The following is a 13049-nucleotide window of genomic DNA, read 5'->3' as shown; positions in this document are numbered from 1 at the left end:
CATGGCACTTCTCGAGAACCGGACCGCGGTGATCACCGGCGGCGCCCAGGGCATCGGACGAGCTGTCGCCGAGCGCTTCGCGGCGGAGGGGGCACGCGTGGTGCTCGCCGATCTCCACGGCGCCGCCGCCGAGGCAGCGGCCAAGGAGCTGGGCCCGGACGTGGCCGTCGGCGTCGCCTGCGACGTGGTCAGCGCCGAGGACGTCGAGCGCGCGCTGGAGACCGCGGTCGCGACGTACGGCTCGCTCGACATCGTCGTCAACAACGCCGGCATCACCCGGGACGCGACGATGCGGAAGATGACCGAGGACCAGTTCGACCAGGTGATCGCGGTGCACCTCAAGGGCTGCTGGCACGGCACCCGGCTCGCCGCTGCCCGGATGCGCGAGCAGAAGTCCGGAGCGATCGTGAACATCTCCTCGATCTCCGGCAAGGTCGGCATGGTCGGGCAGACCAACTACTCGGCCGCCAAGGCCGGCATCGTCGGTCTCACCAAGGCCGCGGCCAAGGAGATGGCCCACCACGGGGTCCGGGTCAACGCGATCCAGCCCGGGCTGATCCGCTCGGCGATGACCGAGGCGATGCCGCAGCGGATCTGGGACGAGAAGATGGCCGAGATCCCGATGGGGCGCGCCGGTGAGCCGGCCGAGATCGCGAACGTCGCCCTCTTCTACGCCTCCTCGCTCTCCTCCTACATGACCGGCACGGTCGCCGAGGTGACCGGCGGAAGGTTCATGTGAGCTGGCGACCGCGGCGGGTGACGTCGGCCGAGACCCTCGAGGCGGGTCCGGTCGCCGCCCTCGGTGCGCTCCTCGACAGCGGCGCTGCGGTGCCCGTCGCCGGGGACGTACTCCCGCCGTTGTGGCACTGGGTCGCCCTCCCGCGCTGGCCGTCGTCGTCGGTCATCGGGGTCGACGGTCACCCGCGCCGCGGTGACTTCCTGCCCCCGATCGACCTGCCCAGGCGGATGTTCGCCGGCGGCGAGGTCACCTTCCACGGCGACCTCCGGATCGGCGCCGAGGTCGTCCGTGAGGCCGAGGTCGTCTCGGTCGAGGAGAAGCCGGGTCGGACCGGACGGCTGGCGATCGTCACGGCGGACACCCGGCTCCTCGACGCCGGCCGGGACGAGCTGCTCGTGGAGGAGCGGCAGGACCTGATCTACCGCGACGCCGCGCCGGCGCCGTCGTCGTTTCCGGATCCCGAGCCTGCCTCGGAGCTCTCCCCCGCCGGGCCGCCTCTCGTGGCCGAGGACGACGGCTGGCGCTTCGTCACCGACCCGACGCTGCTGATGCGGTTCAGCACCGCGACCGCCAACCCGCACCGGATCCACTACGACTGGCCCTACGCCACCCGGGTCGAGGGCTATCCCGGCCTCGTGGTCCACGGTCCCTTCACCACCCTCGCGCTCGCCGAGACGCTCCGGCTGGCCCACCCCGACCGCCGCGTACGCCGCCTGCGGCATCGCAACACCGCGCCGTTGTTCTGCGGAGACCCAGCCCGCGTGACGGTCGACGACACACCCCCCGACACGGCCGAGGTGGCGCTGCGGCGCCCCGACGGCACCGCGCTGGTCGGCCTGAGGGCCGAGCTGGCCACCATCACCCCTGAAAGGCACCAACCATGAGTGACACCGCCCGCGACGTGGTCATCTGCGAGCCCGTCCGCACCCCGATCGGCCGCTACGGCGGCGTCTTCAAGGACCTCAGCCCGGTCGACCTCGGCGTCACCGCGCTGCAGGGCCTGCTCGCCCGCACCGGCATCGACCCGGAGCGGATCGACGACGTCATCCTCGGCCACTGCTACCCCAACGCCGAGGCACCGGCGATCGGCCGCGTCGTCGGGCTCGACGCCGGGCTCCCGGTCACCGTCGGCGGCCAGCAGGTCGACCGCCGCTGCGGCTCCGGGCTGCAGGCCGTCGCCAACGCGGTGATGCAGGTGGCCTCCGGCGCCAGCGAGATCGTGGTGGCCGGCGGCGCGGAGTCGATGAGCAACGTCGCCTTCTACTCCCTCGACATGCGCTGGGGCGGCGCCCGCACCGGCGTGCAGATCCACGACGGCCTCACCCGCGGCCGGCAGACCCCGGGCGGCCGCTTCCACCCGGTGCCGGGCGGCATGCTCGAGACCGCGGAGAACCTGCGCCGTGAGTACTCCATCGGCCGCGAGGAGCAGGACCGGCTCGCCGTCAGCTCCCACCGGCGCGCCGTCGCCGCGCAGCAGAGCGGCGTCTTCGCCGAGGAGATCGTGCCGGTCACGGTGCCGTCCCGGAAGGGCGATGTCGTCGTCGACACCGACGAGCATCCCCGCGCCGACACCACCCTGGAGTCCCTCGCGAGGCTGCGGCCGATCCTCGGCGCAGCCGACCCCGAGGCGACCGTCACCGCCGGCAACGCCAGCGGCCAGAACGACGCGGCCGCCATGTGCCTGGTCACCACCGCCGAGGTCGCCGAGCGGCTCGGCCTGCGGCCGCTGGTCCGGCTCGTCTCCTGGGCCGCCGCGGGCGTACGCCCCGACGTGATGGGCATCGGCCCGGTCCCGGCCACCGAGGCGGCCCTCGCGAAGGCCGGCCTGACGCTCGCCGACATCGACGTCATCGAGCTCAACGAAGCCTTCGCCGCCCAGGCGCTTGCGGTGATGCGCGAGTGGAAGTTCACCGACGAGGACCTCGAGCGCACCAACGTCCACGGCTCCGGCATCTCCCTGGGCCACCCCGTCGGCGCCACCGGCGTACGCATGCTCGGCACGCTCGCCCGCGAGCTGCACCGCCGCGAGGCCCGCTACGGCCTGGAGACGATGTGCATCGGCGGTGGCCAGGGTCTGGCCGCGGTCTTCGAGCGGATCGCCTGATGCGTAGGTTCACCTCCGTCGAGGAGATCGAGGCAGCCGTCGGTGACGAGCTCGGCACCACCGACTGGGTGCAGATCACCCAGGACCGTGTGGACCGCTTTGCCGAGCTCACCGGCGACCAGCAGTGGATCCACGTCGACGTCGAGCGCGCCACCGCGTCCTCGTTCGGCGGAACCATCGCGCACGGCTACCTCACGCTGTCGATGCTGCCCGCCTTCGCAGGCGAGCTCTACACGATCGAGGCCGGCTCGGCCCGGCTCAACTACGGCCTCGAGAAGGTGCGCTTCCCCGCGCCGGTGAAGGTCGGCTCGAAGATCCGGGCCACACCGCGGATCAAGGAGATCCGGGCCGTCCCGGCCGGGACCCAGGTGCTGGTCGCCTGGACCGTCGAGGCGGAGGGAGCCGAGCGACCGGTCTGCGCCGCGGAGAGCATCACCCTGGTCCTTCCCTGACCCCGACGAGGCCGCCGATCCTCCTCCCGAGGGTCGGCGGCCTCGGCACGCCCTGGCCACCATTGGGCTCACGATCGATATCAATGCCATCCAGATTTGGTGTTGGACGTGCAATGGCACGGGTTCTTAGTGTGAACGCGGTCACACAGCATCTCGATGCGTGACGACACACGACCCCCGGAGGAGCAGTCCCCATGACCCAGTCAACGCGCGTCCCCGACGAACGGATGGCCCGCAAGGCCGGCATCGCCGCCTTCGTCGGCACCACGATCGAGTGGTACGACTTCTACATCTACGGCACCGCGTCCGCGCTGGTCTTCGGACCGCTGTTCTTCAGCAACGCCGAGCCCGCGGTCGCGACCCTGCTCTCCTTCGCGACGTTCGCCGTCGGGTTCCTGACCCGGCCGCTCGGTGGCGTGGTCTTCGGCCACCTCGGTGACCGGATCGGCCGCAAGCGCTCCCTGATCCTGACGCTGCTCCTCATGGGTGTCACCACCGTCGGCGTCGGCCTGCTGCCGACGCACGCGGCCATCGGGGCCGCGGCACCGGTCCTGCTGATCGTGCTCCGGCTGCTCCAGGGACTGGCCGTCGGCGGCGAGTGGGGCGGCGCGGTGCTGATCGCCACCGAGCACACCCGGGCCGACCGCGGCTTCCTGTTCGGCGCATTCGCTCAGCAGGGCTCCCCCGCCGGCCGGATCCTGGCCACCCTCAGCTTCCTCGCCGTGACCGGTCTGCTCCCCGACGACGCGCTGCTCGAGTGGGCCTGGCGACTGCCGTTCCTGGCGTCGGCAGCACTGGTCGTGGTCGGGCTCGTCATCAGGCTCAGCCTCGAGGAGTCCCCGGCGATGAAGGACCTCCAGGAGCGCAACGAGGTCGTCCGGGTCCCGGTGATCGAGCTGTTCCGCAGCAACTCCCGCGAGCTGACGCTCGGCGTCTTCGGCATCCTGTGCGTCTTCGTGGTCGTCTACGCCCGCGACACGTTTGCCCTCTCCTGGGCCACCACCCATCTCGGCTTCGGGAAGGACTCCTTCCTCACCATCATCCTGATCGCCAGCCTGGTGCAGTTCTTCGTGCAGCCGTTCGGCGCGGTGCTCGCCACCCGCTGGAACCCGCGCACCCTGGTCACCGTCCTGCTCGGCCTCGAGATCCCCGCGCTCGCGCTGATGTTCGTGCTGATGGGCACCGGGAGCTGGACCCTCGCGATGATCGGCGCGGTGCTGGCCACCATCCCCGACGTGATGTTCTACGCGATCATGGCCGGCATGCTCGCCCAGGCCTTCCCGGCCCGCGTCCGCTACACCGGTATCTCGGTGACGTACGGCCTCTCCGGAGCGCTGTGCGGGACCACGCCGATGATCCTGCAGTGGCTCCTCGACACCTCCGGCAGCATCGTCGTGCCTGTCACCTTCGGCGTCGTGACCACCGTGATCTCCCTGGTGTGCTCCCGCGCTCTGCTCGGCCGGGGCGCAGCCGAGACGGCGACCGCCGACGATGCCACGACGGTTCCCGCCGCTCGCTGACCTCTCCCAACAACCCTGTCCGCCCTCAGTCGAGTGCCACGAGGCGGAGCCCCACCTGGTGCTCGAACGAGGGCGATCAGGCGTTCCTCGGTCGCCTCGGCCGGATTCTCGATCCGCATCCTGGGCAGCTCCCGTCCCGACGCGTACAGCAGACGGGCCACCAGTGGTGCTCTGATCGATGACGTTGTCCACGTGCCGGTAGGGGCGCAGCGGGATGCTCCTTCGCCGATAGTGTTCGCGCGTGACAAGCATCAACGCGGCCCTGCAGCCCCACCTGGATATCGTCCTGTCTCGCAACCCCGGTGAGGGCGAGTTCCACCAGGCCGTAGCAGAAGTGCTCGGCTCCCTCGGCCCGGTGGTCGAGCGTCACCCGGAATACCTGGATCACTCGATCATCGAGCGGATCTGCGAGCCGGAGCGCCAGCTGATCTTCCGGGTGCCCTGGGTCGACGATCAGGGTCAGGTTCAGATCAACCGTGGCTTCCGGGTCGAGTTCAACTCCGCCCTCGGCCCTTACAAGGGCGGCCTGCGGTTCCATCCGTCGGTCAACCTCGGCATCGTGAAGTTCCTCGGCTTCGAGCAGATCTTCAAGAACTCCCTGACCGGCATGCCGATCGGCGGCGGCAAGGGCGGCTCCGACTTCGATCCTCGCGGTCGCTCCGACGGCGAGATCATGCGGTTCTGCCAGGCCTTCATGACCGAGCTCTACCGTCACATCGGCGAATACACCGACGTTCCCGCAGGAGACATCGGGGTCGGCGGCCGCGAGATCGGCTACCTGTTCGGCCAATACAAGCGAATCACCAATCGATATGAGTCCGGCGTCCTGACCGGGAAGGGCCTCTCCTGGGGCGGCTCGCTGGCCCGCACCGAGGCCACCGGCTACGGCGCGGTGATGTTCGCCCAGTCGATGCTGGCCACCCGGAGTCTTTCGTTCGAGGGGCGACGTACGTCCGTCTCCGGCTCCGGCAACGTCGCGATCTATGCGATCCAGAAGGCCCAGCAACTGGGCGCGAAGGTGATCACCTTCTCCGACTCCTCCGGATACGTCGTCGACGAGGCCGGTGTCGACCTCGACCTCCTTCGTGAGGTCAAGGAGGTCAGGCGTGGCCGTGTTGCCGACTACGTCGCCTCACGCCCGACCGCGCGCCTGGTCACCGACGGCCACGTCTGGGACGTGCCCACCGAGATCGCCCTCCCCTGCGCCACCCAGAACGAGCTCGACGGCACCGCCGCGAAGGCGCTCGTCACCAACGGCGTCCTCGCCGTCTCCGAGGGCGCCAACATGCCGTCCACGCCCGACGCTGTGACCGTCCTGCAGGACGCCGGTGTCCTCTTCGGCCCGGGCAAGGCCGCCAACGCCGGCGGCGTGGCGACCTCCGCCCTCGAGATGCAGCAGAACGCCTCGCGGGACCGTTGGACCTTCGACTACACCGAGCAGCGCCTGCAGAGCATCATGACCGGGATCCACGACACCTGTGTGGCCACCGCCGAGGAGTACGGTGCCCCCGGTGACTATGTCCTCGGCGCCAACATCGCCGGGTTCATCAAGGTCGCGGACGCCATGCTCGCCTTCGGTGTCATCTGACGCCATCCCGTGCCCCGGCGCGGGGACCGCCGCGTTCGCCCCTCAGCCCGCCCGTACGCTCGCTTCCAACCGTAGCGCCAGCTCGGCCAGGCACGCCTCCCGCGAGATTCCGGACTCGCGCTCGTAGAGCCCGAGGGCGAGCTCGGCGAGCAGCATCGATCCACCGGCGAGGGTCATCGAGTCCTCGAAGGACGCCATCAGCGAGGAGGCACCGGCGTGGTCGCCGCGTGCCCGTGCGGCCAGCACCCCGGCCGCCCGTTGCGCCGCGTCGACCATTTCGAGCCGTGCGGACTGCTCGTCTCCGGTCACGGGACGATCAGCCCGACCGTCTGCGTACGCGCCTTCTCGAAGCGCGCCTGGACGTCGGCCCAGTTGACCACGTTCCACCAACCCTTGACGAAGGACGCCTTGTCGTTCCGGTACTGCAGGTAGTAGGCGTGCTCCCACATGTCGAGCATCAGCAGCGGCACCATGCAGATCGGGACGTTCCCCTGGTGGTCGAAGTGCTGGATGATGTACGGCCGCTGAGCCACCATGTCCCAGGTCAGCACGGACCAGCCCGAGCCCTGCACCGAGAGCGCGTTGGCCTCGAAGTGGGCACGGAAGGCGTCGAACCCGCCGAAGTACTCCTCGATCGCCTGGGCCAGCTCACCGGTCGGCTTGTCCCCGCCGTCGGGCGACATGTTCGGCCAGAAGACCGAGTGGTTGACATGCCCGCCCAGGTGGAAGGCGAGGTTCTTCTCCAGCGTCGACAGGTTCCCGAAGGACTCCTTCTCCCGCGCCTCGGCCAGCTGCTCGACCGCGGTGTTGATCCCACCGACGTACGTCGCATGGTGCTTGTCGTGGTGGAGCTCCATGATCTCGCCCGAGATGTACGGCTCCAGCGCCGCGTAGTCGTAGGGCAGGTCGGGTAGGGCGTAGACAGCCACGGATCAGACTCCTCTTGTTGCGAATAACTTGCAACAAGGAAGATATCGCGCCAGGAGCGGGGTAAGGCAAGCCTTTGGGAAGGAGCCGCAACATGCCCGAAACCCGCGACGACCAGCGTGCAGCCATGACGGGGGCGATCGTGCAGCAGTCGCGGATGGTCCACGGCTACCGGCGTGCGTACCGCATCGGCGGCGACGGCTCCGCGATCATGTTCATCCACGGGATCGGCGACAGCTCGCAGACATGGGAGGACGTGCTGCCACTGCTCGCCGAGAACCATCTCGTCATCGCCCCCGACCTCCTCGGCCACGGCGACTCCGACAAGCCCCGTGCCGACTACTCGGTCGGCGGGTTCGCCAACGGCATGCGCGACCTCCTGGCGGTGCTGGACGTGGAGCGCGTGACCCTCGTCGGCCACTCGCTGGGCAGAGGCATCGCGATGCAGCTCGCCTACCAGTACCCGCAACTGGTCGAGCGGATCGTGCTGGTCTCCAACGACGGTTCCGGACAGGGCGTCTCGACCTGGCTGCGACTGGCGACGCTGCCGATGGCGCCGGAGGTGCTCCAGCTGTTGCGGCTTCCGGTCTCCCGAACCGGGTTGTCCGCCCCCCCTCGCCCTGCTGCGCCGCATCGACCACGACCTCGGTGTCGACGCCCTGGACCTGATCCGGATCCTCGACGCGCTGCCCGACGCCCGGTCCCGCCAGGCCTTCGCCCGGACGCTGCGCGCCGTCGCCGACGGGCACGGCCAGGTCGTCACGATGCTCGACCGTAGCTACCTGGTCGAGAACATCCCGACGCTGATGATCTGGGGCGACCGCGACGGTGTCGTCCCGTTCCGACACGCCGGACAGGCGCGGCTGGCGATGCCGTACGCATCGCTCGACGTGTTCCACGGTGCCGGCCACTTCCCGTTCCGGTCCGACCCCGAGCGTTTCGCGATGACTGTCGAGCGGTTCATCCACGGCACCACGCCGGCGACGTGGGACCAGCGGACCTGGCAGACGCGGCTGCGCACCGGACCCGAGGTCCCCGCCGAACACGTGCGGGACGAGCAGGACGGCCACCGTCTTCATATGTGGACGACCATCTGACCTGCGCACTACCCTGCACACATGAACGACGCTGCCGCGCCCGAGACGGGCGCCGTCACGACACCCACCGGAGGGGTCCGGGAGGTGAAGTCGGCCGCCCGAACGGTCGAGATCCTCGAGTTCCTCGCCGCCCGCCAGAACCGCCCGGTGCGACTACGTGAGCTGAGCGAGGCGCTGGGGGTCCCGCGCAGCAGCCTGCACGCCCTGCTCCGCACCCTCGCCAAGCACGGCTGGGTACGCAGCGACACCACCGGCACGCTCTACGGCATCGGCATCCGGGCCCTGCTGGCCGGCACCAGCTACCTCGACACCGACCCCTATCTCCCCCAGGTCACCCCGTTCCTCGTCGAGCTGCGCGAGCAGCTCGACGAGACCTTCCACTTCGGACGCCTCGACGGCGCCGACGTTGTCTACCTCGCCACGCGGGAGTCGTCGCAGTACCTCCGCCCCTACAGCCGCGTCGGTCGCAGGCTGCCCGCCTACTCCACCTCGCTGGGCAAGGCGGTCCTGGCCGCGCGGCCCGAGGACGAGATCGCCGACCATCTGCCGACCGAGCTCGCGCCACTCACCCCTCATACGCTCACCGACCGGGACACGCTCGCCGCTGAGCTCGACGCGACCCGCCGGCGCGGCTACGCGATCGACAACGAGGAGAACACCCTCGGGCTGCGCTGCATCGCGGTGGCCCTGGACTACGGCGAGCCGGTCTCCGACGCGATCAGCGCCTCGATCCCGATCGCCCGGCTCACCCCCGAACGGGAGGCCGAGGTCATCGCCGCCCTGCGCCAGGCGGCGGACCGGATCGTCCGCGTGGTCGGCCCGATCCGCAACTCCCTCTCCTGGGGCTGACTTCATATGGAGACCTTGTCCACGGATGTAGACGCTGACAGAATTCCTGAGTGACCTCGACTCCCCCAGCCACGCCGTTGCACGTGCTCGTGACCGAGCCGATCATGGCCCGGTTCACCGACGTGCTGACCCGAGAGGGCGCCTCGCCCCACGAGTGGACGTTCGCGTGGGGAGAGGACCCCCGGCTCACCGAGGCGGCCGCGAGTGCCGAGGTGCTGGTCTGCTCCTCCACGACACCGGCGCTGCTGACCGCGATGCCCCGGCTCCGGCTGGTGCACGTCACCGGTGCCGGCGTGGACAAGATCCCGCTCGGGGCGCTGCCCGAGGACGTACGGTTGGCCAACACCTTCCATCACGGCCGCTCCATCGCCGAGCACGTGATGATGGTGTCGATGATGCTGCTGCGCGGCGTCCTGCGGTCCGAGGCCGACATGCGCCGCGGCGTGTGGAGCAACGCGATCGTGTCCGGCGACTACTCCTTCGGCGGGGTGCTGGCCGGCCGCACCCTCGGCATCGTCGGCTTCGGCGAGATCGGCTCGAGCGTGGCCCGGCTCGGCGCCGCGATGGGGATGAAGGTCCGAGCCGTACGCCGCAACCCCGATGCACCGCTGCCCGAGGGCGTCGACCTGGACTGGGTCGGCCCCGACTCCGCCCTGCACGAGCTGCTGGCCGCCTCGGACGTGGTCGTCGTGACCGTCCCGCTGAACGAGGCGACCCGCGGACGCATCGACGCCGCGGCCCTGGCCGCGATGCGGCCCACGGCCGTGCTGGTCAACGTCGCCCGCGGCGCCGTGGTCGACGAGCAGGCGCTCCACGACGCGCTCACCACCGGCGCGATCGCCGGTGCCGGCATCGACGTGTGGTGGCGCAATCCCCGCGACCCCGACGCTCCCCCGCCCTCCCACCTCGACTTCACCGAGCTGCCCAACGTCGTGCTCACCCCGCACCAGTCGGGTCACACCGCCGAGGTCTTCGCCGGCCGCGCGCAGGACATCACCGACAACGTCGACGCACTGGCCGAGGGCCGGCCCTTGCGCAACCCGGTGACCCGGTAGGCCTAGCCCAGGAGCTGGTCGACCACCAGCACGACGGCACCGAAGATCGACACCGCGATCGCCGTACGCCGCAGCCGCACCGGCGACATCACCCGGTTGAGCAGCAGCGACAGCCCCCAGCCGGCGAACGGCGCGGGCACGAGCGCCGCGGTGACCAGCAGGGTGCGCTCGTCCACGGACCCGGTGGCGGCCAGGGCGAGGAACGACAGCACCGAGCCGACGAGGAAGAACGTGCTCATCGAGCTGCGCAGCACCGCGCCGTGCTTCTGCTGCCAGACCAGCGCCATCGGCGGACCTCCGATCGAGGTGGCCGTGCCGAGCAGCCCCGAGGCCGCACCGGCGGTGACGAGGTTGCGGGGCACCGGCCGCGGCTGCCAGCCCAGCGAGTTGAGCGCGATACCGACCAGCACGACGCCGGCCAGCAGCAGCGCGAGACCCCGCTCCGGCAGCGCCGCGACGAGCAGCGCACCCGCGATCGTCCCGGGCACCCGGCCGAACAGCGCCCACCCGGTGCCACCGAGATCGATGTGCTGCCGTTCGGTGACGACGACCATGACCGTGACCACGAAGGCGAGCATCACCAGGGTGCCGGGCAGCAGCCCCGGATCGACCAGGGCGACGACGGGAGCGGCGAGCATGCCCATGCCGAAGCCGATGGAGGCCTGGAGCGCCGAGGCCAGGACGACGGCGACGGCGACGAGCGCGAAGGACCCGATCGAGATCCCCATCAGCCCACCTTCGCCGCGGCCAGCTCCTGCTCCGGCGACCCCAGAGGATGGAAGCACTCGGCCGTGTGGGCGCCGTCGACCGGGTCGAGAGCGAGCGGCGGGAGTGCGGTGGCGCACTCCTCGGTCGCCTTCCAGCAGCGGGTCCGGAACCGGCACCCGGACGGCGGGTTGAGCGGTGAGGGGATCTCACCCGAGAGGATGATCTGCTCGCGCCGGCGCTCGTGGTCGAGCGAGGGCGCCGCCGACAGCAGCGCACCGGTGTAAGGATGCTGGGGCCGCTCGAACGTCGACTCGGTCTCCCCCTGCTCGACGATCCGGCCGAGATACATCACCACGACCCGGTCGGCGACGTGCCGCACCACCGACAGGTCGTGCGAGATGAACAGGTACGCCACCCCGAGCTCCTGCTGCAGGTCGTTGAGCAGGTTCAGCACCTGTGCCTGCACCGAGAGGTCCAGCGCGGAGACCGGCTCGTCGCAGACGATCACGTCGGGGTCGAGCGCGAGCGCGCGGGCGATGCCCAGGCGCTGGCGCTGGCCACCGGAAAACTCCTGCGGATACTTCCCGGCGTCGCCCGCCCGCAGGCCGACGAGGTCCAGCAGCTCGCGCACCCGGGCCGTGCGCTCACGCGAGGTCTTGTGGAGACCCCGGTGCGTACGCCACGGCTCGCTCACGATGTCGCCCGCGGACATCCGGGCGTTGAGCGAGGCGAACGGGTCCTGGAACACCATCTGCACCCGGCGCCGGAACGCCAGCAGGTCGGCACCCCTGGTCGTCGTCGGGTCGACCCCGTCGAAGCGTACGGAGCCGCCGTCCGGGGTCTCCAGCATGAGCAGCGTGCGGGCGAGCGTGGACTTGCCGCAGCCGGACTCCCCCACCAGGCCGAGCGTCTCGCCCCGGTGCAGGTCGAGGCTGACGCCGTCGAGGGCGCGCAGCTCCTTGCGCTTGCCGGCGTGACGTACCGGGAAGATCTTGGTGAGGTCGCGGACCTCGAGAAGAGGGTTCTCGCTCATCGGTTCACCTCGTCGGGGAAGTGGCAGGCGGACAGGTGGCCGGGGGCGACCTCACGGGCCGCGGGCCGCTCGTCGCGGCAGCGGTCGCGCGCGATCGGGCAGCGGTCCTGGTAGACGCAGCCGGCCGGGATCGCGGCCAGCTCGGGCGGCGAGCCGCCGATCGACCTCAGCTCCGCGCCGCGCTCGGCCTGCACGGGCACCGACTCCAGCAGGCCGGCGGTGTAGGGGTGCTTCGGAGCGCCGAAGACCTCCTCGACCAGGCCCTGCTCGACGACGTTGCCTGCGTACATCACCACGACGCGGTCGGCCTGCTCGAAGACCAGGGCGAGGTCGTGGGTGATCAGCACGACCGCCATGTCGCGCTCCTCGCGCAGGTCCTTGAGCAGGCTCATGATCTGGGCCTGGACCGTGACGTCGAGAGCGGTGGTCGGCTCGTCGGCGAGCAGCACGGCCGGCGAGAGCGCGACGCCGATCGCGATCAGCAACCGCTGTCGCATGCCGCCCGAGAACTGGTGCGGGTACGCGTCGACCCGGGTCTCCGGCTCGGGGATGCCGACCCGGCGCATCAGCTCGATGGCCTCCTTGCGGGCGGCCCTCTTGGACAGGCCGCGGTGGATCCGGAACGGCTCGGCAAGCTGCGTACCCACGGTGTAGACGGGGTTGAGAGCGGTGAGGGCGTCCTGGAAGACGATCGCCAGCTCCTTGCCTGCGATGTCGCGGCGACGCCTCGCCGAGGCGGTCCGCAGGTCGGTGGTGCCGGCTTCTGCGGTGATGCGGACCGCGCCCTCGGTCACCTCGGCGACCGGTTCCAGCAGCCCGACGACCGCGGTGGCGGTCATCGACTTGCCGCACCCCGACTCGCCGAGCAGCGCGAGGGTCTCACCCCGGCGCGCCTGGAAGGTCACCTTGTCGACGGCTCGGACGACGCCGTGGGGCGTCCGGATGTCGACGCTCATGCCGTCGACGTCGAGGGCGAC

At 70.6% G+C, this 13049-nt stretch carries 15 protein-coding genes; 10 read left to right on the top strand and 5 right to left on the bottom strand.

The window, feature by feature from the left end:
- The first annotated feature begins 1 nt into the window (after position 1).
- The 6 genes from fabG (at position 2) to gdhA (ending at position 6403) form a co-directional block, all read left to right on the top strand.
- Positions 2 to 739, top strand: coding sequence for a 3-oxoacyl-ACP reductase FabG (fabG, locus tag ABZ796_RS07945; RefSeq protein WP_357335977.1), 738 nt, complete (start codon positions 2 to 4; stop codon positions 737 to 739).
- Positions 736 to 1623 (top strand): MaoC family dehydratase N-terminal domain-containing protein, encoded by an 888-nt coding sequence (locus ABZ796_RS07940; RefSeq protein ID WP_357335976.1) that lies wholly within the window; start codon positions 736 to 738, stop codon positions 1621 to 1623. Before fabG ends, ABZ796_RS07940 begins: the two co-directional genes overlap by 4 nt.
- The gene (locus ABZ796_RS07935) at positions 1620 to 2843 is read left to right on the top strand and encodes an acetyl-CoA C-acetyltransferase (RefSeq protein ID WP_357335975.1); all 1224 of its coding nucleotides are present in this window, start codon (positions 1620 to 1622) and stop codon (positions 2841 to 2843) included. The genes ABZ796_RS07940 and ABZ796_RS07935 overlap by 4 nt, the downstream gene beginning before the upstream one ends.
- Positions 2843 to 3295, top strand: a complete 453-nt coding sequence (locus ABZ796_RS07930; protein ID WP_357335974.1) for a MaoC family dehydratase — start codon at positions 2843 to 2845, stop codon at positions 3293 to 3295. Before ABZ796_RS07935 ends, ABZ796_RS07930 begins: the two co-directional genes overlap by 1 nt.
- A 194-nt stretch (positions 3296 to 3489) precedes the next feature.
- Entirely contained in the window at positions 3490 to 4815 is a 1326-nt protein-coding gene (locus tag ABZ796_RS07925; protein ID WP_357335973.1) for an MFS transporter, read from the top strand.
- Between the two features lie 250 nt (positions 4816 to 5065).
- Positions 5066 to 6403 carry an NADP-specific glutamate dehydrogenase gene (gdhA, locus tag ABZ796_RS07920; RefSeq protein WP_357336030.1) on the top strand — a complete coding sequence of 446 codons (1338 nt, stop codon included), beginning with the start codon at positions 5066 to 5068 and terminating at the stop codon, positions 6401 to 6403.
- 42 nt (positions 6404 to 6445) lie between these two features.
- Here the strand turns inward: gdhA and ABZ796_RS07915 are convergent, their stop codons facing one another.
- Both ABZ796_RS07915 and ABZ796_RS07910 read right to left on the bottom strand, forming a co-directional pair.
- Complete coding sequence (locus tag ABZ796_RS07915; protein ID WP_357335972.1) at positions 6446 to 6712, bottom strand: hypothetical protein; 267 nt, start codon at positions 6710 to 6712, stop codon at positions 6446 to 6448.
- Positions 6709 to 7332 (bottom strand): superoxide dismutase, encoded by a 624-nt coding sequence (locus ABZ796_RS07910; RefSeq protein WP_357335971.1) that lies wholly within the window; start codon positions 7330 to 7332, stop codon positions 6709 to 6711. Before ABZ796_RS07910 ends, ABZ796_RS07915 begins: the two co-directional genes overlap by 4 nt.
- Before the next feature lie 92 nt (positions 7333 to 7424).
- On the opposite strand from ABZ796_RS07910, the gene ABZ796_RS07905 reads away from it, so the two are divergent.
- The 4 genes from ABZ796_RS07905 to ABZ796_RS07890 are packed head-to-tail and all read left to right on the top strand — an operon-like array spanning position 7425 to position 10331.
- Entirely contained in the window at positions 7425 to 8108 is a 684-nt protein-coding gene (locus ABZ796_RS07905) for an alpha/beta hydrolase (protein WP_357335970.1), read from the top strand.
- Positions 8095 to 8427 carry an alpha/beta hydrolase gene (locus tag ABZ796_RS07900; protein ID WP_357335969.1) on the top strand — a complete coding sequence of 111 codons (333 nt, stop codon included), beginning with the start codon at positions 8095 to 8097 and terminating at the stop codon, positions 8425 to 8427. Before ABZ796_RS07905 ends, ABZ796_RS07900 begins: the two co-directional genes overlap by 14 nt.
- 21 nt (positions 8428 to 8448) lie before the next feature.
- Entirely contained in the window at positions 8449 to 9276 is an 828-nt protein-coding gene (locus ABZ796_RS07895) for an IclR family transcriptional regulator (RefSeq protein ID WP_357335968.1), read from the top strand.
- Between the two features lie 50 nt (positions 9277 to 9326).
- On the top strand, positions 9327 to 10331 hold the full coding sequence (locus ABZ796_RS07890; RefSeq protein WP_357335967.1) for a 2-hydroxyacid dehydrogenase: 1005 nt from the start codon (positions 9327 to 9329) through the stop codon (positions 10329 to 10331).
- Positions 10332 to 10333: 2 nt separating this feature from the next.
- Here ABZ796_RS07890 and ABZ796_RS07885 read toward each other — a convergent pair whose 3' ends face one another.
- From ABZ796_RS07885 to ABZ796_RS07875, 3 genes are read right to left on the bottom strand one after another with little or no spacing between them, the layout of a single operon-like run.
- Positions 10334 to 11059, bottom strand: coding sequence for a sulfite exporter TauE/SafE family protein (locus tag ABZ796_RS07885; RefSeq protein ID WP_357335966.1), 726 nt, complete (start codon positions 11057 to 11059; stop codon positions 10334 to 10336).
- Complete coding sequence (locus ABZ796_RS07880; protein ID WP_357335965.1) at positions 11059 to 12072, bottom strand: dipeptide ABC transporter ATP-binding protein; 1014 nt, start codon at positions 12070 to 12072, stop codon at positions 11059 to 11061. The genes ABZ796_RS07885 and ABZ796_RS07880 overlap by 1 nt, the downstream gene beginning before the upstream one ends.
- Positions 12069 to 13028, bottom strand: coding sequence for an ABC transporter ATP-binding protein (locus tag ABZ796_RS07875; RefSeq protein ID WP_357336028.1), 960 nt, complete (start codon positions 13026 to 13028; stop codon positions 12069 to 12071). Before ABZ796_RS07875 ends, ABZ796_RS07880 begins: the two co-directional genes overlap by 4 nt.
- Between the last annotated feature and the right edge of the window lie 21 nt (positions 13029 to 13049).

This window comes from Nocardioides sp. NPDC047086 (assembly GCF_040643685.1).
Lineage (GTDB): Bacteria > Actinomycetota > Actinomycetes > Propionibacteriales > Nocardioidaceae > Nocardioides.
Note: the sequence above shows the minus strand (reverse complement) of the source record. Positions and strands in the feature narration are given on the sequence as shown.

Excerpts from the sequence above, each read along its gene's own strand:
- fabG (WP_357335977.1), top strand. The coding sequence starts at position 2 with ATGGCACTTCTCGAGAACCGGACCGCGGTGATCACCGGCGGCGCCCAG.
- ABZ796_RS07935 (WP_357335975.1), top strand. The coding sequence starts at position 1,620 with ATGAGTGACACCGCCCGCGACGTGGTCATCTGCGAGCCCGTCCGCACC.
- ABZ796_RS07930 (WP_357335974.1), top strand. The coding sequence starts at position 2,843 with ATGCGTAGGTTCACCTCCGTCGAGGAGATCGAGGCAGCCGTCGGTGAC.
- ABZ796_RS07925 (WP_357335973.1), top strand. The coding sequence starts at position 3,490 with ATGACCCAGTCAACGCGCGTCCCCGACGAACGGATGGCCCGCAAGGCC.
- ABZ796_RS07905 (WP_357335970.1), top strand. The coding sequence starts at position 7,425 with ATGCCCGAAACCCGCGACGACCAGCGTGCAGCCATGACGGGGGCGATC.
- ABZ796_RS07900 (WP_357335969.1), top strand. The coding sequence starts at position 8,095 with ATGCTCGACCGTAGCTACCTGGTCGAGAACATCCCGACGCTGATGATC.
- ABZ796_RS07895 (WP_357335968.1), top strand. The coding sequence starts at position 8,449 with ATGAACGACGCTGCCGCGCCCGAGACGGGCGCCGTCACGACACCCACC.
- ABZ796_RS07885 (WP_357335966.1), bottom strand. The coding sequence starts at position 11,059 with ATGGGGATCTCGATCGGGTCCTTCGCGCTCGTCGCCGTCGCCGTCGTC.
- ABZ796_RS07880 (WP_357335965.1), bottom strand. The coding sequence starts at position 12,072 with ATGAGCGAGAACCCTCTTCTCGAGGTCCGCGACCTCACCAAGATCTTC.
- ABZ796_RS07875 (WP_357336028.1), bottom strand. The coding sequence starts at position 13,028 with ATGAGCGTCGACATCCGGACGCCCCACGGCGTCGTCCGAGCCGTCGAC.